The organism is Desulfovibrio sp. DV (genome assembly GCF_001936595.1).
GTDB lineage: Bacteria > Desulfobacterota > Desulfovibrionia > Desulfovibrionales > Desulfovibrionaceae > Solidesulfovibrio.
Genome location: NZ_MLBG01000010.1, coordinates 1 through 20,738 on the forward strand (window position 1 = coordinate 1; position 20,738 = coordinate 20,738).

The window sequence follows — 20,738 nt, forward strand, 5'->3', positions numbered from 1 at the left end:
CCGTCATTATATCGTTTAATTGAATAGTTTCAATAAGTATATAGCAGCGACCTTGTCAATCACCTCTTCGGCCAGGGTCGCGTCTCCGGTCTTGTACCGCATGAAGACTTCGTTGACCTGCATGTGCAGTTCAGGGGAGAGCCACTTGGCATAGGCCAGGGCAATCTGCCAGTGGGCGAAGGTTCCGACGCCGTGCTTGACGTGGATGAGGGCCGTTTTTGGCCCTCCACTTTTGGCCGCAAGGTGATTGATGAAATCCCTCGGGCCGGCGCTCCGAATCCAGTTCTTGGGACGATCCTTCAATTCACCTCCCGCCGCCTTCCACAAATCCGTCAGACTGATAAGCCCGTCAGCATTCGTGGCCACCAGCTTGTCGCCAATCAGGAACTTCGCCGGCAGGGTCTTGAACGGGGCCTGTTCAACCGGCTGGACTTGGACCGGCTTACGAATGGCCGGAAGGTTGAAGATCGGTGCGGCAGGCTTCAGCACGGCCGGATGGTTGAAAGTAACGCTGACCTCAAGACCCAGACGCCGAGCATAGGCAACAGCAGCCTTCCAGTGGGCGTAGGCGGAGGTAGGACGTCATCCCTTTATTGCAAACCGAGACTCCTTCAAGTACGAGAGATCAACGCCGAAATCCAGCTTGAGCACATGCGGCATCAGCATAGCCGGATCAGTCGGCAACTTTGTATATCGTCCCGCCGTCTCGCCTTGTGTCGCATGTCCGGTCAGCCAGTCAACAACTTGGACGGGAACTTCTTTGTGTATCAGATTGGTCGTAAACGTGTGACGAAAGCTGTGAAACGACTTCGCACCAGCGATACCAACCCGCTTGACGTACTTGCCGAACCATGTTGACACCGAATGTCCATACTTGAAATTGACCCTATTCAATGCTGGAAACACTCTAACAACTCCTGACCGCCTGACTCCATCAACGTAACGACTGAAGCCCAGGTCTTCATCAATAAACGGGTGAACCGGGACAATGCGTTTGCTTGTCGCCGTCTTAACCCTTTTATCCTCAGCGTTGTCATTGATGTCGATGACCAGCAAGCCGCCAATACGCTTAACGTCATCAACGTGTAGTTGTGACAGTTCTTCGATCCTAGCGCCCGTATAGAGTCCGAGCAATGGAATCCAAAACGGCCATGGCTCCTTCATCCTGTCCCCAGGATAGCCCTTACCGAACATGATGGCGAGGTCATCACTGGAAAACATGTCTCTCTCATCCCGTGCGCTGCGCTTTTCTGGCATAGATAACCGGTGAAACACGTTCTTATCAACGTAGCCATGCCGCTCGGCATAGTCGAACAACCCAGATGCAGCCTGGATCAAGTTGTTTATCGTCCTTGGAGACAGGTTCTTCCCTTTGCTGACATGGGCCAATAGCCGTTCCTTGTACGTCCTGGCGAACTCGTGATTCACCGCTGATATTTCGGCATCGCCCATCAATTCAGTCAATGTGGCTATTTTCCTCGGGTACTCCAACCGCGTCCGTTCGCCCCAGGCATCCGAAACAGTCTTTTCCTGGACATACAAAGCGATAACATCTGACAACTTGCGCCCATCAATAGAGACGACTGGGGCATCAACCTGTTGAACGACAGGGGCGGGGCTGGAAAATGGTTCGATATTGTACTCAATATCCCCGTCGCTCCTGCGTCGAATGACGTCCAGGGCAAGAGCCAGCCCTTGGGTGTAATTGTAGCAGGCCTCGCTGAACTCTGGTTCCCAGGGCGAAACATCGGCCTTGTTCTCTACCAGCAAGTCCCTAACGGGCTTAGACATGTGCGTCCACCGCTTCTCTCTGACAAGCCCGTCCAGAATCATTTGCCCTTCGTCTGGATCATCGATTGGCACAAGCTCATCATACGGACCATCAGGCTTCGGGAGATCGACGGTGAATTTATACGACCAGGGGTCTCGAATCCTGTTAAGTCTGTCCTGCTCAAGGATGCGGACCAGTTCCTTATGAACAAGCTCGTAAACGGCGTCACTGCTCAACTCAGACATTTTTCCAGCCCTCAATTCGTTGACGAACGCAAACACGACGACAGCCAGGGCAAGGGCTTTAACCCTCGCTTCTCGCAGTCGTCCAGTCCCCAGAGACATTCGCAGTTCAGTGCGCCCAAGACGTGGGCGAAGATCAGCAGGAAGACAAAATCGGAAATGAACGGTGCCCGCACGGGACACCAGATACGAGGGAGCGCGACCAGCCACTGAAATACCCTGCCCTTGGTCCGTACCAGCGATTCGGACCAGCAGTTCGTACCAATCACCCAAATGACGGGTTGGCCGGTGAAAAGAACGAAACATCCCGAGAAAGAAAAAGAAAAAGGCCGGGACGTTATCCCAGCCTTTTCCAGATGTATGGTGCGAAGGGGGGACTCGAAATTTAGCTCTATTGCTTAGTAATTACAGAGAAAGATAAATTATATTTTTTGCATACCCCGAAATATACCCCCAAAATAATTCCCTGGACCGCTTCCCCTCCCCTACCCATCGCCACCACCGTGTCTGATTTTCGTACACGGTGAGCAAGCCGCCGTCGCCCCGATCCAGGCCCGCGCCACGAGTTGACGATATTTCGGCAATTGGCACCCGGCCACCATGTCGATGCCCGGCCTTTTTTAGGTGTAGCACTCCCGTAGCACTTCCGGCGCTTTTTCAGGTGTCAGCCGATTGTCAGCCGCGCCACCCTTTTTTATGTGTAAGTTTGGTGTAAGTTCTGACGCCAGCCACCCCGGCCCACAGCCCCATATCCTTCCCAGGATCGACGCCAGCCCCAGCCATGACCTTTGCCCCATGCCGACCACCTGGGGGGCTACAGCATCGCTAAGGGCCTCGGCAGCACGGCCAGGATTATAAACCTCGGGGCGCTTCTGAGGAAAGCTTGGCCTCTATCAGATGGGAGGGGAGGCGGCAGACGGGGTCATTGAGGAGGGCCAAAAGAGTAAGGCGGTACTCCTCCTGTGTGAGGATCGATTCCTCCAGCATCCGGTCCAGTAACCAAAGGGTTCCATTGCACGGTATTTTTTCCCGTTCTGCAAATTTCCTCATCAACCCATCACCGGACAGAAGATGCCATTCACGCTTTGCCGCCAGGGCAAGGGCTACACAATCTGGACCACTCAATCCTTTGGCTTTCATCTGGAAAAATTCCGCAATCGCCATCTCGTCGGCATCCAAGCTTTCAACTCGAAGCCCCCAGTCCAACAGATTGTCTTTGCTGCATGACGCCAATGTAATTAACTCATTTTCATACAATAGGTCAGGAATTACGATCTCATGTGGCAATTTAAAAAGATGTTTAAGGATGTTATGTGCGTCAAACTCTATGAGGATTGAAGTGTCACTGACAAGTATAAGCATTGTTTTATTCGGTACCAACCAGTTTGAGACGAACATCTTGTACCGACATACCAAGCAGCTCAGAAGCTTTTGAAAGTGAAATCATCTCTTCAGCGAGGGCGCGCAAGACCAGACGAAGAAATCTGTTGGGCTTTTCGTTACAGTCCTCACAGGCAAGCGGCTCCGGTTCAATTTTGCGCCATGAACGACCCTGCGGACTCATGCTAAACCTTTCGTATTCGTGTCCAGGGATGATTTTTAAGTCCTTGAGACGATAAACTAATGCCGATGCACTTATCCCGAGGAGCCGTTTTACAAGCATCAACTCTGCGAGTGCCAAGCAGCTGCGATCTTCCCCAAACTCTCGACGAACAGCTACCGCAGGTGCCAAGAATGCACCTGCAAATCGCTGACAGGCCTTTTCTTCTTTAATGTCCCCAGCAATGTCGAGGACAGCATGCCCTAACTCGTGAGCAAGAGTTAAACGGCGACGCTCAATCCCCTTGGACTTATTACATGCAACTGCCCTTACAGGCGAATAACCTTGCCGTTCTACCTCGCAGGTAATGCCATCGACAGAATCAGGAAGATCGCGGATCACAACCTTGATACCATGCTCCTCCATGAGTTCGACCATGTCTGGGATAGGATCGTGGCCCAAATCCCAAGCCACGCGCAACTCTTCAGCCGCGTGCTCAGCGTCCTCCAGGGTCTCAACCCGGAGAGGGAATCCTTCGGGCAATTTCCACGCAGTCTCCGGAGCACCCACGATCTCCTCAATGATCAGGTACCGCTCTAGAACATCAAGGATTTCCGCTTGGACCGCAGCGCGTTCGCTCGCTTTAGTGATCGACTTTTTTCGAAAATCAAGACGGCCGAGACGAATGCCTGATGCCGACATCAGGAAGGAGGGGGCAACGTCTAGAGCTTTGGAAAGAGCAATTAGGATTTGGGAGCCGGGTCGGCTTCTGCCGGACTCGTAGTGTCCAATTCCTTGAGCAGAAACGATACCACCAGTCTTATCCGCCAGAGCCCGTAATGACAGCCCTACACGTTTTCGGGCTAGTTTTAGTCTCTCAGCATTCATGCGTCCCCCTACTGTCTGCTTTACAAAATACTCCTGAAATGGGGAAAATGTAAACAAAGGATTTCAGTCCCAGGGCATCTTCAAACTCCCCATGAGGCGATATTACCAGCCCCGGCAGCCCGGCCAGGATGACAAGCCCGGCCTCGGCCTGCTACCAGCCCGACATGGCGAAACCGATGCTTACCATTCTCCCCGGCTGGGACATGTACGAGTTCCACCTCGCAGCCGTCGCCGCATTGCGAAAGGCTGGCCTTCTTGACCAAGCCCGGGAGCTTCACCAGCGAGGGCTGGACGCGCCGTCATTTTACCACATGCGGGAACTGGTCTTGGAGTATGTGGCCTTACGGACGGGTTGACCCAGACCACCCCTTTTTCCCGGTCGAAAAAGTCCTGAAATCTTGTCCCACGCGTCCTATCCCCGTGGGACAGGTTTAACCCGCGCCAGTGCTTGGTTTGCGGGCTTTGTCCCACTGTCCCACGCTATAGGGTTGGGACAGTGGGACAGCGATGGGACAAGACAAAAAATATGCTCTCCAAGACCGAAGGCGGCAGCGGGAATATCCACTTCTCGCGCGGGGGAATCCTGGTAACCATCCTGGTAACCACCAGCCGGTTGCCACCCCTCGCGTGAAAGATCACTGGCAACCCCCCTGGCAACTTGTCCCGGGAGGTGCGCACTCGCGCGCGAGGGGAATGCCGCGCACAAAACCGCGCAACATCGCACACCCGACGACGGGAAGCCTCGTCCTTCCTGGCTTCCAAGGGCATGGGCTTGCGCGGTTTGCTTTTCGCGGTGCGCACTCTCTCGCGAAGGAATTTCTGCGAACCAGGGCGTGAACTGCGAACCAGACAACAGGTTTTAAGAGGTTCCCGCACCATCGGCAGATCGGCTTTTTCTGACTATTGCTTACCCGCGGTCTGACCTCGGGGGAGGCGAAAGCGGGCGTGGCTATCTCAATATTTATCAATACGACGCCAGCGCCGGACACAAGTTTTCCCAAGTAGCCGGCCTGCCCACATGCGGCCGACTTCAGGTTTTTTCAGGTCCGACACCGTGGGCGGCAATGTGAGTTTTTGTGAGGTCCGACACCATGGCCGGCGACTGAACTTTTCTGAATCAGGCCACACCCGCCAACGTGAGTTTTCGTGACCACCTGGGCGAAGACCATACCCGTGCATCTGCTGCACCCGAACCACTTACAGAACCAGGAAGCGGCCCACCTCCAACCGGAGACAGGCCGCCTGTATATCGTATTTGTTTAATACACCTGTTCTTGCCTGGACCTCGACGGAATCTTCGCCGCAGGTTGATAGCCGTATTTGTCCGTATTTTTCGGGCCAACTGGATGACACATCAAGTCACTGTGTCATGTTGTCGGTTCATTTCTTACGCGCACGCGCCCGCGCGCGTACATGTCCGTTTACTAACCGTGGCACTACCCAGCGCCTTGGCAACTTTCCTTCCGGCCGGCGTCAGATGCACCCCGGTATATGGCTTTCGTACCACCAGCCCTCGCGCCTCCAACCTTGTGATGGAGTTTGACAGAGCGACGGTTGCGGCCTTGTATTTCGGTCCCACATCCCCCGGGGAGAAGTAGTTCCGCAAGCACTCCCGGGTCCGGGGAAATCCATACACAAGCATGAGAATATCCCGGCGTCTGACACTGCCGCCCATTTTCAGGGCTAAGGCCAGGATGCTTTTTTGCAGCGAGGACAAGCGCGTGGTCGAGGGGCAATTTTCTTTCACAACGCCTCGCCGGTTCCGACCGGCTGGGCCGAAGTATGGGTCGGGATGGTTTCGCTAAATCCTGGGGCACTATCGGCCTCCTGTGTGGCGCTACCGAACAGAGAAATAGCCCGCGCCCGTCGCTGTTCCCGGGTCTTGGCCGAGTAGTACGGCGACACACCCCGGCGGAAGGGCCAGACCGGGCACGGGGGCAAGGACAAATAGCATTTGCCAGCAGTGCAGCGGGGCACGTCGCCTTCGGGGGCGCAGGCTGCGCAATAGTCCTTGATGACCCGCAACAGCCGCCGGGATGCGCCGTCCGCGATGACTCCTGATCTGTAGGCGTAAAAGGCGCAATCCGAGGACGGGCATTCCGGCACCAGCGAAGGGCTACCGCCCATGCACTGAACGCAGAACATGCGGATGGATTCCAAGGCGGTCTTCCGGGGGCCGTCGTAACCAGGAACGGCTGGCGTTGATTTCTTGGGCATGGTGACTTCCTCCATGTGGAAATCAGAAAAAATTCTTGGAGCAGGTACTACAGCACAGGGGACCCATGCGCTTCATGGGGGGCATAGCCGGGGGGTTATCCCTTGCTCCCCTGTCCAAACTTATTGGACCCCACGGGGGGGGGCTACCCGCTTCCGATTCCCTGGCGTCTCGCCCACCATGCCAGAAGCAAAGCATCCGCACGGCCGTGATCCTTCTTCCGGCCGAGGGCAGCGTCGGGGAACAACCGCCTTGCTGTTGCCAGCGATGCGGCCTTCGTGTCCTTGCCTGCCTTCTTGTCCACCAGACCACGTTGCCAGTCCTGGGGGCGAGGCGATACGTAGGGGATGGCGAGGGCAGCAAGGATGCCGTGCCATGTGCCGACGTTCTGGCCGAAGCTGAACATGGAGACGGTGCCTTGACCGGGCATGGCGTGGACCTTCTCCAGTGCAGCGAGGCGCACGTCGAACCGGGCAAGCCAGTCGGCCAGCCTGGGGACAACAAGCGCAGGGTCGCCGGGCCAGTCCATCAACTCGTGGCCGGCATCATGGACCAAGGCAGCGCAGCCGGTAGCTCCGGGGTCAATGCCGATGAAGGCGACGGGGCGGCCTGTCTGCTTTCGCCCTGCATTATCAGGCACAGTAGCCCGGTCTTGCGATTTCTTGCGCTGCAACTTGCGGTCGAGGGCTTCCAGTTCGGCAATGGCCTGAGCCTCGACGGCGGCTTCGGGATCGGTCGGGATGAGGGGGAGACGCTTATTCATGGCGGCCACCTTCTTCACCAGCATGGTGCAAGGCCGCAGCCACGGAATTGGTCACGTCGTCGCTGCCGCCCACGCAATCGCATGTGATGTACTGCCGGCCGCACCTTGGACATTGTTCGAGGTCGCAGCCAGGATGATGCAGGCCGCCACGTGCGACGCCGCACTCGGGGCAGCGGTCAAACTCTTGCCAGCGGTCCCCATGCTCATGGCCGAATGTGATCCGGTCGAATGGCAGGCCGCCCACGAAGATGATCTTACCGCCGCAGCTATCAGCCGTCTTTTTTTCTTGCCCGCAGGCATGGCATATGCTCATTGCTCCCCCTCACTGCACCATGCTGATGTCGTCGCGTTGGTTCAAAGCATCCGGTCCCAACCAGCGTAGGGCCTTTTCTTGTGCCTCTTCCACGGATAGGCCCAAAACCTGGGCCACCGTCTCGATGGAGAAATACCTTTCGCCATTCGGGCCGTAGGCATCGGCCTTGACGCCAAAGGTCTTTTGGAAGGCCGACCGGATGGCCTCGCGCACGTCGTCAGATCCATTTTCGAGCACGTACTCAAAGGCCGCCACATGGAGCAGATTGCGGGCCTCGCTGTTTTTGATAGCCACATCGACGGCGTGATCTACGTCGCGGAACTCGTATTGCAGGGCATCGACCAAGCGGTGTTGGTCTTCTTCCGGCAGAGCGTCACAGATGCAGAGAACGGCGTCGCCGCCGCAGGCGGGACAGGGGAAACTTGTCATTGGTCGATCTCCCTAAATTCGTCTCTGTCCAGGGCATCGCCGGCCGCAAACCAAAGAGTTTGAACCGTCGCCCGTTGCCCGGCGCTCCATTCCCGGGGATAAACCGGCCACCGGCTCCCACCGTCGCCTCGGCAAAACCGAAGCCTCTTGTGCGCCCGCATGATGTCCAAGACGATTTCCACGGCCTGGGCCTGGGTCAGGATTGGCAAGCGGTCCATGTTGGCGGAAAGGTAGTCCTGGGCTTCGGCCAAGAGTGATCCGGTATAGGCCACCAACTCCGGTTCCAGCGCCGGGGGATAGATGGCGAGGACGCGCTTGCCGACACGGACCACGCACACGCCGTAGAGGCGGCACACGTCGGCCAAGTCGAAGGCGGCCCACCTTGCGTCGAAGTCGGGGGCGGCATCATCGGCAGGCCAGACGATCCACTCCAAGCCGGTCGAAAAATCGGCCGGGACAGGGAGCGGGACAGCCCCGTTTTGCTGTCCCACGCCCTCCACCCCCGTGGGACACTTTTTCGGGCACTGTCCCACGGACTGTCCCAAGCACTGTCCCACTTTTGACCGTTGTAACACCCTGTTTGCCAAGGACTTTAAAGAGACTGTCCCACGTGCTGTCCCAGTGGGTGTCCCATTATTCTTTGACTGTCCCACTGTCCCACGCCCTAGTAGCTGGGACAGTGGGACACCTTGGGTCAAAGCGATTTCGGGCGTGCTCATGACACACCCCCACCCAGCTTTTTGACCATCCGCTGGACCGTGCTTTTCGGGATGCCGGTTTCCTCGGCAATGTCCCGGATGGACATTTTTTCGGCATGGAGTTGACGCACCGTTTCAAGCTGCACGTCCTCGATGTCGCGGCAGGCCCAGGCCATGGCATCGCCATCTTGCATGAGCTTGGCCTCAAATGGCTTGGCGTCGTCTCCGATGATGCCCCGGGCTTTTTCGAGGTGGACCTCGAAACGCGCTCCTTCCTCGGGCCGGTAGTCCTGGGGCCGGCGCAAACTGATGACGGTATCGAGAACGTCCTCCCGGCTGGACGTACCGCGTTGCCCGCCGCTCTTGTTGGCATGGTGAACCAGCAGTACCGATATGCCCCGGCGACGGAGTGCGAGAATCCACTCCTGAACCGGGAGCCAGCCCTCGGCCTCGTTCTCCCGGCCGGCGCGGCAGAGCGTGGCGAGATTATCCACGACAAGCAGCTCCACCCCCTCCAGGCAGGGAGCCAGGGCCGCCTGTCCTTCCGGCGTGGCGAGGTTTGGCATTGCCAGCGGTTGCGTGTCCGGCGTGATAATCTGCATGAATCCCGGCAGCGGTTCCTTTGCATAGCTGGCGACGATTCCGGCCAGCCGTTCCTGCATCGCGTTCGCCGGCATTTCCCCGTCCAGGTACAGGACGCGCCGTGGAGTGACCGCTTGCCAACGGAAGACCATTTGCCCCGTTGCAACCGCGTAGGACAGATGCAACGCGAAGTGCGTCTTGCCGATGCCACGCATGGCATAGAGCATGACAAGCCCCTGGCACGGGATGACCGGCGATATGACGTACTCGCGGGGCTTTATGTCCAAGGCCAGGAAATCGCGGATGTCGAAGATTACCAGCCCCGGCTTGTCGGTCTTTGCGTCGGTCGCCCCCGGGGCTTCGGCCGCCTCCAGTGCCGCCTTGACCGCCTCCAGGCCCGACGCCTGGGCCATGTCGTTGAAGTCAGTCCCGCCGGTCGGGTCCGTGAACCTGGGAACGGCCAATAGCGCTTTGACCGCGACGGCCGCCTCGGTCGCTTTCGACAGGCCGGGGTTGCCGGCGGTCTTGGCGTCGTCGTCGGCGCAGATGATGATTTCCCGATCCGGGTATTGCGCTCGGGCCATTTCCGCCACGGCCAAGAGGTTGCCGCAGTTGAACGCCACCAGCACGGCCGCCCCGGTCGCGGCGTGGATCGTCGCCCCGGTCGCGTAACCCTCGCAGACGTAAAGGCGGCCCTTTTTCTCTCCATTGGCGGCGAGGATGGGGGAATACCCACCTTTGAGCTTTCCGCCCGCGAGAAAGAGCTTATCGCCCTCCAAGCCGATGAATTGGAGCGACATAACCGCGCCCTTGGCGTCGAGGACCGGAACCACCAGCCGCCCGTCGTCGGCAATGCGGATGTCCCCCACCGGGGCAACGCCCTTGCGGACCAGATATCCGTGGTCGCTGGGGGCCGGCATGGTCGCGGCCAGGATGCGCTTTGCTTCGACACGGGCCTCGCCCTGGCGCTTGGCTTCATCTTCCTGGCGGCGCTTTTTCTCGGCGGCATACCGGGCCTTGAGGCGGGCGCGTTCCTCGGTCGTCAACTCGCGGTCGCCCTTGGCGCAGAACTTGAAGCTCTCGCTGGTTCGCCAGTCGCCGTAGGCAGCGGACACCGGATCATCACCGTGTGCGATGTACCAGCCATTAAGGCCATGCGGTTTGTCAGCCGTACCACAGCGATGAATTCGGCCGTCGAGGACAACCTCGCCGGGAATGACGCCGTTGCCCTCCATGGCGGCGGTCAGGGATTCCACGGCTTTTTGCACGGATATGATAAGCGGCGGCATCGGCGTCTCCATTCGGGGGGAATGAGGGGCAGCGTCCATGCTATGCTCCCGCCTTTCCGCGATAGAGATAAAGTGCGACGCGATGCACGTTGCCTTCTGCCGTAACGTCGTCGGTCCAGACGGTATCAATCAGGTGGCCGCGATTGCGTAGCTCCTGCACGCGGGCGGCCGGGTGAAGGATGTCATATTCTCTACGGGCTTTGAGGGTGGAGACGGGGCCTTTGATGAGGGCGGCCAGCAGCCGGGACCGCTGGGCAGATGCGGAATTGTCGTTGCCATTTTCGGTAGGGCTGTGCAGGATGGGCTTGTCGTCGCAGACAATCCCTTTTTCCACGCCCTGGCTGGCTTCGGTTGGGGCTTTTCCGTTCTCCATGACCTACGCCCCCTTGCCGGTCGCCAGCCGATCCACCAGTTCATCAACTACGCTTTCCGGCCACGCCACAGCACGTCCACCAGGAAGGCGGACAGGCGCGGGGAACACGCCTTGGCGCACGAGGTCGAGGAAACGGCTACGCTTGTAGGGGATGCGGTCTAAGACCTGCGGGAGACGGAGAAGACGCTCGGGTTTCTGATACTCGATTTGCAACTGGCATACTCCGGTTGGGAGTGAACCACCCTCGCGGCGAGACTTGCGGGCCGTGGGCGGGATGACCAGTAGAAACCAGAAAATGCCGAAGGGGTGTTAGTACACTAGATCACGATACATTGGTATCGCTGACCAAGAGGAAGAGGGTCAGAAACGATTACCAACTGACTAGTCATTGGTCTTCTTTTTTCGACCGTCACCTTTTATGCTCAATACGTCACAGGCCTCTATGCAAGCCGCTGTCCGATGATACCAATTTCGATAGGTCCCTTTCTCGGTTTCTTGATAGCCTAACTTTACATAGTCAAACTTATCTTTAAATACTCTAATAGCTTCGGCATAGGCTTGTGGTGGTTTTTCTCTCCATATGTATTTTCAATATAGTCCCACAGCCAAATGCCTATTGCCCTTGGTGTATCGTCAACAGAAAAACCCCTTTTTTCTTTATCTTTGTAGTTTTTGTTGATTTTGTAGCATGCAACATCATAGAAGGATTGGTTCCATATTGCTGAAACTTGCTCAAAATCGCTTGAAAGGTATTTTTTATAAGCATCATTGTCGTGATCATTATTTAGCTTTGCCTTTTCCATTGCTTCGTACATTAATATTGTTACTCTTCGTTCCCAATACACTAAAGTTATTTCTTTTGTGATTATGTCTATATCGAAGCTTGTGTCGATAGTGACGACAGCATCCCTAAGCCCATTAGCCTTGGAAATTGGTGAACACACCTCGTTCGCCTCATGGGATATCGATTCATACCTGTCCGGAACATTATCCGAAACGTTTAGGTGTTGTTTGTCAATTTTTCCATTTGTCAATATATCGTCAAGCATTTCTTCCGGTGACTTTGTAGATTTCAAGTCAAATTTGTATTTTAATTCGTCACGAACTATTACATCTTTACCAGTTTTTAAAAATAAATCACACTTATCCTTTCCTAGGATTCGTCGAAGGCCGTCCAACGTTTGTTGGCCACCTGCTAGAATTCTTTTTGTTCCACCAAGGCCATATATATTTAAATCGATTTGCCTTCTTAACTTATAAAAATCCATCCAGTTCTCTTTGTACATATCGAAGAATTCTTTTTCTCTGGCGACTTTGGCTATATAGTCTCTGTTTCTCAACGAATATTGTTGTTTCCAATAAAAATAATAGTTGGCAAATGAAATTTCTTTTTCTTCCATCTTCCAAGCCCCCTCGGCTCATCCCTATAGTGAAATCCCCGCCCAGGCCGGTAGGGTTCCGGCTTTTTGGGAGCTACCCTAGGGCGGGGAAATGTCTATGCGGTCGCCGGCTACGGCTGGGGAGCCTCGGCAGCTTCGCCCATGGCTTCACACAGGTTGATGGCCGTCTCAGCTTCGGCCGCCAAGTCTTCCACCACATCCACCAAACCGGGCAGGGCTTCCGTGCTTTGCAGATAGTCCTTCAAGAAAATGATCTTCGAGGAAATGCGGTAGAGATGGTCTTCAAGCGTTCTCGCGTTGGAGCTACACATGGGCGGCCTCCTTCGGCTCCCACTTCACGGCCAAGATGGTGCCGGTTGAGGCCCCGGGGTAGGTTGCCTGGGCGCGAACGAATCGGACTCGCCCCACGTGCTTTTCAAAAGCATCGTCCACAGCGTCGATCTGGCTTTCGGCCTGCTTCAACAGAGATTCGATGATGGACCCCAAGCGCACAGGGTCTATCAGCGGATTTGCATCTCCAATTATGTCCATGTCGAGAAGCATATCCTTGAGTGACCAGAGGGGCAAAAGGGCCTCCTCCGCAATCCCGCTCACATGGTCGAAGTACGTCTTATCCTTGTGAGGTAAGCCCGGCTCCTCGACAGGCGGGGTAGATTTCTTGGCGTCCTCATCTTTGGCATGGACCAGCAAGGACACATTGAACAGGCTCTTGGTCAAAGATTCAAAGATTCCCTCCCCGGCAAGGCGCGCATCATCGTCTGTCTGCACATCGTCAAGTTTGGCCTTGGCACCTTTCAATGCGTCGGTTACGGTCTGGAGGCTGCCGAGCAACGCGTCCTTGAGTTCGTGGGTCTTGCTATCCATGGCGCTATACCTCCACCTTGAAAGCAAAGTCGCCGCACCAGCTATCCGCCGGCACTTCGGGCCAGATGCCGACATGGCCGTTTCCGCCGGCCACCTGTCCCGCGACGATCAAAGGTGCCCGCTTGTGGCAGGCGTTGTCAAACTTCCATCGGCAGATGGCGCAGCGGGGCCGCTTGCTGGTCCTCTGTCCATGCTGTAAGGCCGTCTCAGTCATGGCCGTACCTCCTCTTCAGGTCGGTTGTGATAGGCCTCGGCCGGTGCTGGTACCACCGACCGGGGCCGCATTATAAGGTCCGCCCCTTTCAGGCGGGTTCCTCCATGGTGGTGGTCATTCTCCGGCGGTCGCGTGAAGCGGCGTAATCTTTGCGCCGGCCTTTAGCTGGTCCAGATAGTCGGAATATGCCTGCATCATTTTCCGGCGCTCGGGCAAATATTCGGCCCGGTTGTAGGCGGCTCTGATGGAATTGCGCTCGGCGTGGGCAAGCTGCCGCTCGATAAGGTCACTGGACCACGAAAGCTCGTTCAAAAGCGTGGAAGCCATGGCTCGGAAGCCGTGAGCGCACATTTCCCCTTGTTCATAGCCCATGCGCCGAAGGGCGGCATTCATCGCCATGTTGGACATGCAGCGGCCGTTGGTACGGTTGCAGGGGAAGAGATAGCGGTCATGGCCGGTCAAAGAGTGCAAGTCCGTGATGATCTCCACCGCCTGCTTCGACAGCGGCACGACATGATCCCGGCGCATCTTCATCTTCTCGGCAGGAATGGACCAGCGGGGGCCATCGGCTGCGTCGAGGTCGATCTCCGACCACTCCGCTTGCCGCAGTTCACCAGGGCGCACAAATACCAGCGGGGCCAGCCGCAAGGCCGCCACCGTGACGGGGCTTCCCTGATAGCCGTCTATGGCCCGCAGCAGTTGCGCCACACCCTTGGGGTCAATGATGGCTGGCCGGTTTGTAGCTCGACAGGGAGCAAGCGCCCCACGTAGATCAGCGCCGACGTTTCTTTCGGCAATGCCCGTGGAAATGGCGAAGGTAAAAACCGCCTCGCAGTATTGCCGCAGGCGCTTGGCTGTCTCGTGATTGCCCTTGGCCTCGATCTCCCGAAGCGTGGGCAGAATGGCGGGAGCGCGTAGCGTGGAAATAGGGATGCTGCCGAAGGCAGGGAAAAGATGCTGTTCGATGCGCCCCAGGACTTTGGCGGCGTGCCCCTCGCTCCACACTTTCACCTGTTTGGCGTGCCAATCCCTGGCGACCACCTCAAAGGTATTCGTGTCTTCGGCGGCCTGGGCCTCGGCGTCGGTCCTGTCCTGCTTGCGCTTTTCGGACGGGTCCACACCTTGGGCAACCAGAGCGCGAGCTTCATCACGTCGCTGCCGGGCCATCTTCAAGCCCACGTCGGGCCACTTGCCCAGCGCTAGCAGCTTTTCCTTGCCGTCGAAGAGGTACTTGAACCGCCAGAGCTTGCCGCCGGTTGGGGTAACTTGGAGAAACAGCCCGGCCCCGTCGAACATCTTCACCGGCTTGTCGGCGGCCTTGGCGTTTCGGATGGCAACGTCCGTTAGGGGTATCGTCTTTTTCGGCATGGGGTACTTCCTCACATCGAAATGTGATGTCGCCATGCGGGATTGAGGCAAAGTACCCCAACGATCTCCGCATCGGCTCGCGTACCCCGACAAATACCCCATAAAGAGTGGATGTCAACGGACGTAAAAAGACTAAGCCGGACTATCTCTAGCCCGGCTTAGTTAATGTTTCCAGGTGTTTTCGGCCTTTATTGGACCGTCCTGGACTGTGATATGGTGCCGAAGGGGGGACTCGAACCCCCACGAGCATAGCCCACCACCCCCTCAAGATGGCGTGTCTACCAGTTCCACCACTTCGGCAAATATGAACTTACTGCTTCGCTGCCCCACCGGCCGGAGCGTTCGCTCCCGGTGCCGGAACCTCTTCGAAGGTAACGCCCTTCTTGGGTTCCGCATCCTTGCCAGCGCCATCCGGAGTCGCCGGAATCTGAACCGGCACACCGCTCGCATCCATCATGACCGATTTGGCCTGACGCCGGTGCGAGCCGGAATAGACGTTAAAGGCAAGCGAAGTGATAAGAAAGATCGCTCCAAAAAGCGCCGTCAGCTTGACCAGCAACCCGCCAGCACCTGTGCTGCCGAAGACGGATTGGCTGCCGCCGCCGAAGATCACCCCCATGCCTTCCTTGCCAGATTGAAGCAGGACCAGGATGATGACCGCCACGCAGGCGAGTACATGTACAGTAATGATGAGAGTTGTCAACTGTTTTTTCCCGTTATTTTCACGGACATGGCCGCGAGTTCTTTAAGCTGTCACAATCGCCGCAAAGCTCTCAGCGTCAAGGCTTGCGCCACCTACCAGCACTCCGTCGACATTGTCAATCCCTAAAATCTGACCGGCGTTGCCAGGCTTCACGCTGCCGCCATACAGGATGCGGATTTTCTCTCCCCCCGCCCCGAAACGCCGGACCAGAAACGCCCGCACCACTGCGTGCGCCCCAGCCACTTCCTCGGCACCGGCCGTAAGGCCCGTGCCAATGGCCCAGACCGGCTCATAGGCCACAGCCAGGGCCTCGGGTGCGACATCGGCCGAAACATCGGCCAGCCCGGCCGTGAGCTGGCGGGCCAGCACCGCCTCAAGCTCCCCGGCCTGGCGTTCCTCGACCTTCTCCCCGACGCACAGGATCATCGACAGCCCCGAGGCCAGCCCAAAGGCCACCTTGCGCCCGACCATGGCGTCGTCCTCGCCAAGGATATGGCGGCGTTCGGAGTGTCCGGCCAGGGCGTAACGGCAGCCGGCGTCGGTGAGCATCTCCGGCGCGATCTCGCCGGTAAAGGCCCCCTGCTTCGACGGATAGAAGTTCTGCGCCCCGAGCGCAAAGCCCGTGGCCTGGGCAAGGGCCCCGCCCACACCGCAAAGCGCCGTGAAAGGCGGAATCACCAGCACCTCGCGGTCGGCCGGAAGCTTGCCGGACAACCGCGCGACCAGATCGGAAGCCGTTGCCGCCGCCTCGTCCCGAAGCTTGTACATCTTCCAGTTGGCAGCCATCAGCTTTTTCATGACTGGCACTCCTTGAGGGCTTTGAAGGCGGGCAGTTCCTTGCCTTCCAGAAATTCCAGGGACGCGCCGCCGCCGGTGGAAATAAAGGCCATCTTATCCGCCAGCCCGGCCTGATGCACCACCACGTCGGTGTCGCCGCCGCCAACGATGGAGAGGCCCCGCACCCCGGCCACAATGTGGGCCACGGTATAGGACCCCTGGGCAAAGGCGGGATTTTCAAACGCGCCCATAGGGCCGTTCCAGACCACGGTCTTGGCCGGATCCATGACCAGGGCGAACAGGCCGGCTGTTACTGGGCCGATGTCCAGGACCACGGCGTCCTCGGGAATGGCGGCAAAGGGCACCTGTCCGGCCGGCTGCATTTCGCTGATGGGTTTGCCGGCATCCTTGGAAATAATGAAGTCCACAGGCAGGTAAAAGCCCACGCCGCGTTTTTTTGCCTCATCCATGATCTCCAGGGCCGCACCAAAAAGTTCCGGTTCAACCAGCGACTTGCCGATGCCATAGCCCATGGCCGCAAGAAACGTGTTGGCCATGGCCCCGCCAATGCACATGGCATCGACTTTGGACAGGAGGTTTTTAAGCACCCCGAGCTTGGACGACACCTTGGCCCCGCCGGAAACGGCCACAAAGGGACGGGTGGGAGATTCCACGGCCTCGCCCAGAAACTGCCATTCCTTCATGAGCAGGAAGCCGGCGCAACATTTGGAAGCGACCTGGGCAAAGGCCACCATGGAGGCATGGGGCCGGTGGGCCGTGCCAAAGGCGTCGCAGACATAGATCTCGGCCATGGACATGACTTCCTTGGCAAAGTCCATGTCGCCGGCAGTCTCCCCGGGATGAAAGCGCAGATTCTCAAGCATGAGGATCTCGCCGGGTTTGAGCGCAGCAGCCATGGCCCGGGTGGCCTCACCCAGACAATCCGGGGCCATGCGCACCTCGCGCTCAAGCAGTTCCGAAAGGCGCTTGGCAGTCGGAGCCAGAGAGTACTTGGGATCGGGAACGCCCTTGGCCTTGCCGAGGTGGGAACACAAAATGAGTGAGCAGCCCTTGGACAGGGCGTATTCAATGGTCGGCAGGCTCGCCCGGATGCGCAGATCGTCGGTGATGACGTCGCCCTGAAGCGGCACGTTGTAATCCACGCGGATCAGCAGTTTTTTGCCGGCGATGTCGATCGTATCGATGCGGGTAAGGGCCATGGGTGCTCCTTGGCGCTTTCGTTACAGGGTTGGCGAACTGACGGCCTGCTCCTGTCCGGCTGTCCGGACCATGACCAGGGCGTCCTCCCCGGTGTCGGCATAATAGCGTTTTCGCACGCCAACCACGGCAAAGCCGTGGCGAAGATACAATTTTTTGGCCGGGACATTGCCGGCGCGCACTTCCAGATACCCCTGATTCATGCCCGCTTTATCGGTATGTTGCAAGACATGGCCGAAAAGGCGTGAAGCCAGCCCCCTCCCACGCAGCCCGGGATCGGTCGCAATATTTATGACTTCGAATTCCTCGCCCAGAAAATGGAAGGTGGCGTAGGCGGCCAGCCCCCCCTCCCGGCGGATGCCGAAGGCGGCAAAAACCGGGCGGGCAAAGGCGGCGGCAAAGGCGGCCTCGTCCCAGGCATCGGGAAAAGTCATGGCTTCGAGTCCGGCCAACAGGCCGGCGTCGGCCGGGCCAAGGCGCACCGGATCGGAAAGAGGCGGCAGCGGTTGCATTTCCTGTATCCCCTGGCAGTATGGCCGCTTGCAGGAGGTGGCGGCATATGGTGAAAAAGACCCAGACAGCGCCGCAGGTCGAGCTCGTGGATGTCGTTGACCACAACGACCGGCCGCTCATGGTCATGCCCCTGACCGAGGCCCATCGCCAAGGGCTTTTCCATCGCTCGGTCATGGTGCTGGTCTTTGATCCCGACGGGCGGCTCTATCTGCAAAAACGCGGGCACAATAAAAGCCTCTACCCGGGACGGTTCGACCTCTCGGCCACCGGCCATGTCCGGGCCGGCGAAGCCCGCACCGAGGCTGCCGTCCGGGAACTGGCCGAGGAATTGGGGCTGGCCGCGCCCTCCCTGACCCTGCTCGACGCCGCCCCGGCCAGCCGGGAGACGGCCTATGAATTCGTCACGCTCTACAGCGCCGGACGCACAAGCGAACAACCCCGCCCCAATCCCGATGAGGTGGCCGGCGGCATGTTCGTGGATGCAGCTGAACTGGCCGCCCTGGTGCGGGACTACCGCGATTGGCTCACCCCGGCCGTTGTGCATTTCTATGAGAAACAGACGTTGTTCCCACATGCTTTGTAACGGGAGGGGAAAGAGAAAAAATGCCTCCGGCGTCCGGGGGGATGATCCCCCGGCCCCCTACAAAGGGGAAAAGGGGGAAGGCGTGGCTGCGACGGTGGGAAGAGCGAAGAAACGGCTGGCGGGGAAAATCAGTCCAGCAGGGCCAGCAGAGCCTCATGCAGGACGCCGTTGCTGGCCAGGATGCGAAAATCCCCCAGGGCATAGGGTCCGGCCGGCCGATAGCTTCCCACCCGGCCGCCGGCTTCGGCCACCAGCAACACCCCGGCGGCCACATCCCAGGGATTGAGCGCCAGTTCGTAAAAGGCATCAAAGCGCCCGGCCGCCACATAGGCCAAATCCAGGGCGGCCGATCCGGGACGGCGAATGCCCTGGGTTGCGGCCAGCATCACCCGGACATCAGCCATGATCTCATCGAGATTTTCGACAATGGCGTAGGGAAACCCCGTGGCCACCAGGGCGGCTTCGGGGCTGTCCGTGTTGGAAACATGGATGGGCACGTCATTTAAAAAGGCCCCAAGGCCCTGTCCGGCCGTGAAGCACTGGCCAAGCATCGGGGCGTTGACGCAGCCGACAAGCGGGGTCTGGCCGTCGTAGAGGGCAACCGACGTGCAGACAAAGGGAAAACCGTGGGCGAAATTGGTGGTGCCGTCGAGAGGGTCGATGATCCAGGTTAGGCCGGACAGGACGGTTTTGGCGGCAGTTTCTTCGGCCAGAAAGGCTGCTTCGGGCAGGATGCGGCCAAGCGACTCCTTGAGCAGGTCTTCCACGGCCAGATCCGTGGCCGTGACCAGATCGATGCGGCCTTTATGGCGCACTTCCCGAGGCGAACCGAAATCGGCCCGGATGCGCTCTCCGGCCAGTTCGACGGCGGCCCGGGTCCGGTCCAAAAGCTCCTGTGTCGCCTGCGCCATGATTCCCCCGGCCGGACCGGTCAGTTGATAAAGACATCCTTGAAGCGCACCCGGTCGCTCATGGCCCGGCCGGTGCCGCGCACGACCGTGGTCAGCGGATCGTCGTCAAGGAGCACGGACAGGTTGGTGTCCTGGCTTATGCGCTCGTCAAGGCCGGCCAAAAGCGCCCCGCCGCCGGCCAGCAGCAGGCCGTTTCGGGCAATGTCGGCCACCAGCTCGGGCGGCGTCTTTTCCAGGGCCTTCCTGACGGCGCTGACAATGATGTTGACGGGTTCGCGGATGGCCTCGCGCACATGGGTGTCGGTGACGGTGACGGTGGTCGGCGTGCCGTCGATGAGCGACTTGCCGGCAACCTCCATGGTGCGCGGTTCGGGCAGGGGCATGGCCGAGCCGATGCGGATCTTGATCTCTTCGGCCATGTTCTCGCCGATGAGCACCTGAAATTCATCCTGGACAAAGCGCTGGATGGTTTCGTTGAGCTCATCCCCGGCCACCCGCACGGATTCGGCATAGGCAATGGCCGAAAGGGAGATGACGGCCACTTCAGTGGTGCCGCCGCCGATGTCCACCACCATGTTGCCCGAAGGCCGGTCGATGGGCAGCCCGGCCCCGATGGCCGCAGCCATGGGTTCCTCCACGAGCTTGACGTCGCGCGCCCCGGCCATCTGGGCCGACTCGATAACCGCGCGCTTTTCCACCTGGGTGATGCCGGTGGGCACGCAGATGACCATCTTGGGTTTGGCAAAGCGGAAGCCGGCCAGGACCTTGCGGACGAAAAAGGCGATCATGGCCCGGGTGACGTCGAAATCGGCGATGACGCCATCTTTCATGGGCCGAATCGCCCGGATGCGTTCCGGGGTGCGGCCAAGGTATTCCTTGGCTTCGGTGCCGACGGCTATCAGTTCACCGCTGCGGGTGTCGATGGCCACCACCGACGGCTCGGCCAGGACGATGCCGTCGGCCGAGGTGTACAGCAAGGTATTAGCCGTACCGAGATCCATGGCCAGGTCTTTTCCGAGGAAACGAAAAAAGTTCTTGAAAAACATGCCCACACCCGCGTTGGCGTTCGATACCCAAGGACCAT

Annotated in this window: 25 protein-coding genes and 1 tRNA gene; 2 read left to right on the forward strand and 24 right to left on the reverse strand. The window is 58.5% G+C overall.

The features are described 5' to 3' along the window. Positions 1 to 15 precede the first annotated feature (15 nt). The 4 genes from DVDV_RS04270 to DVDV_RS04285 all read right to left on the reverse strand — a co-directional run bounded on the left by DVDV_RS04270 (position 16) and on the right by DVDV_RS04285 (position 4,441). Positions 16 to 489 carry a KilA-N domain-containing protein gene (locus tag DVDV_RS04270; RefSeq protein WP_075353474.1) on the reverse strand — a complete coding sequence of 158 codons (474 nt, stop codon included), beginning with the start codon at positions 487 to 489 and terminating at the stop codon, positions 16 to 18. Between the two features lie 93 nt (positions 490 to 582). After that, the gene (locus DVDV_RS04275; protein WP_083634621.1) at positions 583 to 2,319 is read right to left on the reverse strand and encodes a site-specific integrase; all 1,737 of its coding nucleotides are present in this window, start codon (positions 2,317 to 2,319) and stop codon (positions 583 to 585) included. Between the two features lie 546 nt (positions 2,320 to 2,865). Next, on the reverse strand, positions 2,866 to 3,375 hold the full coding sequence (locus tag DVDV_RS04280) for a hypothetical protein (protein WP_075353476.1): 510 nt from the start codon (positions 3,373 to 3,375) through the stop codon (positions 2,866 to 2,868). Between the two features lie 4 nt (positions 3,376 to 3,379). Continuing rightward, positions 3,380 to 4,441: a helix-turn-helix domain-containing protein gene (locus DVDV_RS04285; protein WP_075353477.1), complete on the reverse strand. Its 1,062-nt coding sequence runs from the start codon at positions 4,439 to 4,441 to the stop codon at positions 3,380 to 3,382. Between the two features lie 176 nt (positions 4,442 to 4,617). Here DVDV_RS04285 and DVDV_RS04290 point away from each other — a divergent pair, with 176 nt between their 5' ends. Beyond that, entirely contained in the window at positions 4,618 to 4,797 is a 180-nt protein-coding gene (locus DVDV_RS04290) for a hypothetical protein (RefSeq protein ID WP_139311522.1), read from the forward strand. Positions 4,798 to 6,184: 1,387 nt separating this feature from the next. Here DVDV_RS04290 and DVDV_RS22110 read toward each other — a convergent pair. From DVDV_RS22110 to rimI, 18 genes are all read right to left on the reverse strand, one after another. Beyond that, positions 6,185 to 6,658 carry a hypothetical protein gene (locus DVDV_RS22110; protein ID WP_139311523.1) on the reverse strand — a complete coding sequence of 158 codons (474 nt, stop codon included), beginning with the start codon at positions 6,656 to 6,658 and terminating at the stop codon, positions 6,185 to 6,187. Between the two features lie 143 nt (positions 6,659 to 6,801). Further along, positions 6,802 to 7,419 carry a hypothetical protein gene (locus tag DVDV_RS04295; protein WP_217694119.1) on the reverse strand — a complete coding sequence of 206 codons (618 nt, stop codon included), beginning with the start codon at positions 7,417 to 7,419 and terminating at the stop codon, positions 6,802 to 6,804. Then, entirely contained in the window at positions 7,412 to 7,732 is a 321-nt protein-coding gene (locus tag DVDV_RS22115; protein WP_139311524.1) for a hypothetical protein, read from the reverse strand. The genes DVDV_RS04295 and DVDV_RS22115 overlap by 8 nt, the downstream gene beginning before the upstream one ends. A gap of 9 nt (positions 7,733 to 7,741) precedes the next feature. Then, the gene (locus DVDV_RS04300; protein WP_075353479.1) at positions 7,742 to 8,161 is read right to left on the reverse strand and encodes a hypothetical protein; all 420 of its coding nucleotides are present in this window, start codon (positions 8,159 to 8,161) and stop codon (positions 7,742 to 7,744) included. Beyond that, the gene (locus DVDV_RS04305; RefSeq protein WP_075353480.1) at positions 8,158 to 8,652 is read right to left on the reverse strand and encodes a hypothetical protein; all 495 of its coding nucleotides are present in this window, start codon (positions 8,650 to 8,652) and stop codon (positions 8,158 to 8,160) included. The genes DVDV_RS04300 and DVDV_RS04305 overlap by 4 nt, the downstream gene beginning before the upstream one ends. Positions 8,653 to 8,876: 224 nt before the next feature. Continuing rightward, a complete protein-coding gene (locus tag DVDV_RS04310; RefSeq protein WP_254845248.1) occupies positions 8,877 to 10,730 on the reverse strand; it encodes an AAA family ATPase in 1,854 nt (617 codons plus the stop codon). Positions 10,731 to 10,770: 40 nt separating this feature from the next. After that, positions 10,771 to 11,103 carry a helix-turn-helix domain-containing protein gene (locus DVDV_RS04315; RefSeq protein ID WP_083634623.1) on the reverse strand — a complete coding sequence of 111 codons (333 nt, stop codon included), beginning with the start codon at positions 11,101 to 11,103 and terminating at the stop codon, positions 10,771 to 10,773. A gap of 3 nt (positions 11,104 to 11,106) precedes the next feature. Beyond that, positions 11,107 to 11,316, reverse strand: a complete 210-nt coding sequence (locus DVDV_RS23875; RefSeq protein ID WP_083634625.1) for an AlpA family phage regulatory protein — start codon at positions 11,314 to 11,316, stop codon at positions 11,107 to 11,109. A gap of 296 nt (positions 11,317 to 11,612) precedes the next feature. Continuing rightward, the gene (locus DVDV_RS22120; RefSeq protein WP_139311525.1) at positions 11,613 to 12,503 is read right to left on the reverse strand and encodes a hypothetical protein; all 891 of its coding nucleotides are present in this window, start codon (positions 12,501 to 12,503) and stop codon (positions 11,613 to 11,615) included. 110 nt (positions 12,504 to 12,613) lie between these two features. Continuing rightward, positions 12,614 to 12,814 (reverse strand): hypothetical protein, encoded by a 201-nt coding sequence (locus tag DVDV_RS04325; RefSeq protein WP_075353481.1) that lies wholly within the window; start codon positions 12,812 to 12,814, stop codon positions 12,614 to 12,616. Beyond that, positions 12,807 to 13,367, reverse strand: a complete 561-nt coding sequence (locus DVDV_RS04330; RefSeq protein WP_075353482.1) for a hypothetical protein — start codon at positions 13,365 to 13,367, stop codon at positions 12,807 to 12,809. Before DVDV_RS04330 ends, DVDV_RS04325 begins: the two co-directional genes overlap by 8 nt. A gap of 4 nt (positions 13,368 to 13,371) precedes the next feature. Next, positions 13,372 to 13,581, reverse strand: a complete 210-nt coding sequence (locus tag DVDV_RS04335) for a hypothetical protein (protein ID WP_075353483.1) — start codon at positions 13,579 to 13,581, stop codon at positions 13,372 to 13,374. 114 nt (positions 13,582 to 13,695) lie between these two features. Next, the gene (locus tag DVDV_RS04340; RefSeq protein WP_075353484.1) at positions 13,696 to 14,949 is read right to left on the reverse strand and encodes an integrase arm-type DNA-binding domain-containing protein; all 1,254 of its coding nucleotides are present in this window, start codon (positions 14,947 to 14,949) and stop codon (positions 13,696 to 13,698) included. 214 nt (positions 14,950 to 15,163) lie between these two features. Continuing rightward, positions 15,164 to 15,249 (reverse strand) — tRNA-Leu (locus tag DVDV_RS04345). Between the two features lie 10 nt (positions 15,250 to 15,259). Further along, positions 15,260 to 15,652 (reverse strand): preprotein translocase subunit SecG, encoded by a 393-nt coding sequence (secG, locus tag DVDV_RS04350; RefSeq protein WP_075353485.1) that lies wholly within the window; start codon positions 15,650 to 15,652, stop codon positions 15,260 to 15,262. Positions 15,653 to 15,694: 42 nt separating this feature from the next. After that, positions 15,695 to 16,450 (reverse strand): triose-phosphate isomerase, encoded by a 756-nt coding sequence (gene tpiA, locus DVDV_RS04355; protein WP_075353486.1) that lies wholly within the window; start codon positions 16,448 to 16,450, stop codon positions 15,695 to 15,697. Beyond that, positions 16,447 to 17,649 (reverse strand): phosphoglycerate kinase, encoded by a 1,203-nt coding sequence (gene pgk / locus DVDV_RS04360; protein WP_075353487.1) that lies wholly within the window; start codon positions 17,647 to 17,649, stop codon positions 16,447 to 16,449. Before pgk ends, tpiA begins: the two co-directional genes overlap by 4 nt. 21 nt (positions 17,650 to 17,670) lie before the next feature. Next, entirely contained in the window at positions 17,671 to 18,159 is a 489-nt protein-coding gene (gene rimI / locus DVDV_RS04365) for a ribosomal protein S18-alanine N-acetyltransferase (RefSeq protein WP_075353488.1), read from the reverse strand. 47 nt (positions 18,160 to 18,206) lie between these two features. Between rimI and DVDV_RS04370 the strand changes: the two genes are divergently transcribed. Continuing rightward, on the forward strand, positions 18,207 to 18,743 hold the full coding sequence (locus DVDV_RS04370) for an NUDIX domain-containing protein (RefSeq protein WP_075353489.1): 537 nt from the start codon (positions 18,207 to 18,209) through the stop codon (positions 18,741 to 18,743). A gap of 128 nt (positions 18,744 to 18,871) precedes the next feature. On the opposite strand, the gene DVDV_RS04375 is transcribed toward DVDV_RS04370, so the two are convergent. Beyond that, positions 18,872 to 19,654 (reverse strand): inositol monophosphatase family protein, encoded by a 783-nt coding sequence (locus DVDV_RS04375; protein WP_075353490.1) that lies wholly within the window; start codon positions 19,652 to 19,654, stop codon positions 18,872 to 18,874. 20 nt (positions 19,655 to 19,674) lie between these two features. After that, positions 19,675 to 20,700, reverse strand: coding sequence for a rod shape-determining protein (locus tag DVDV_RS04380; protein WP_075353491.1), 1,026 nt, complete (start codon positions 20,698 to 20,700; stop codon positions 19,675 to 19,677). Between the last annotated feature and the right edge of the window lie 38 nt (positions 20,701 to 20,738).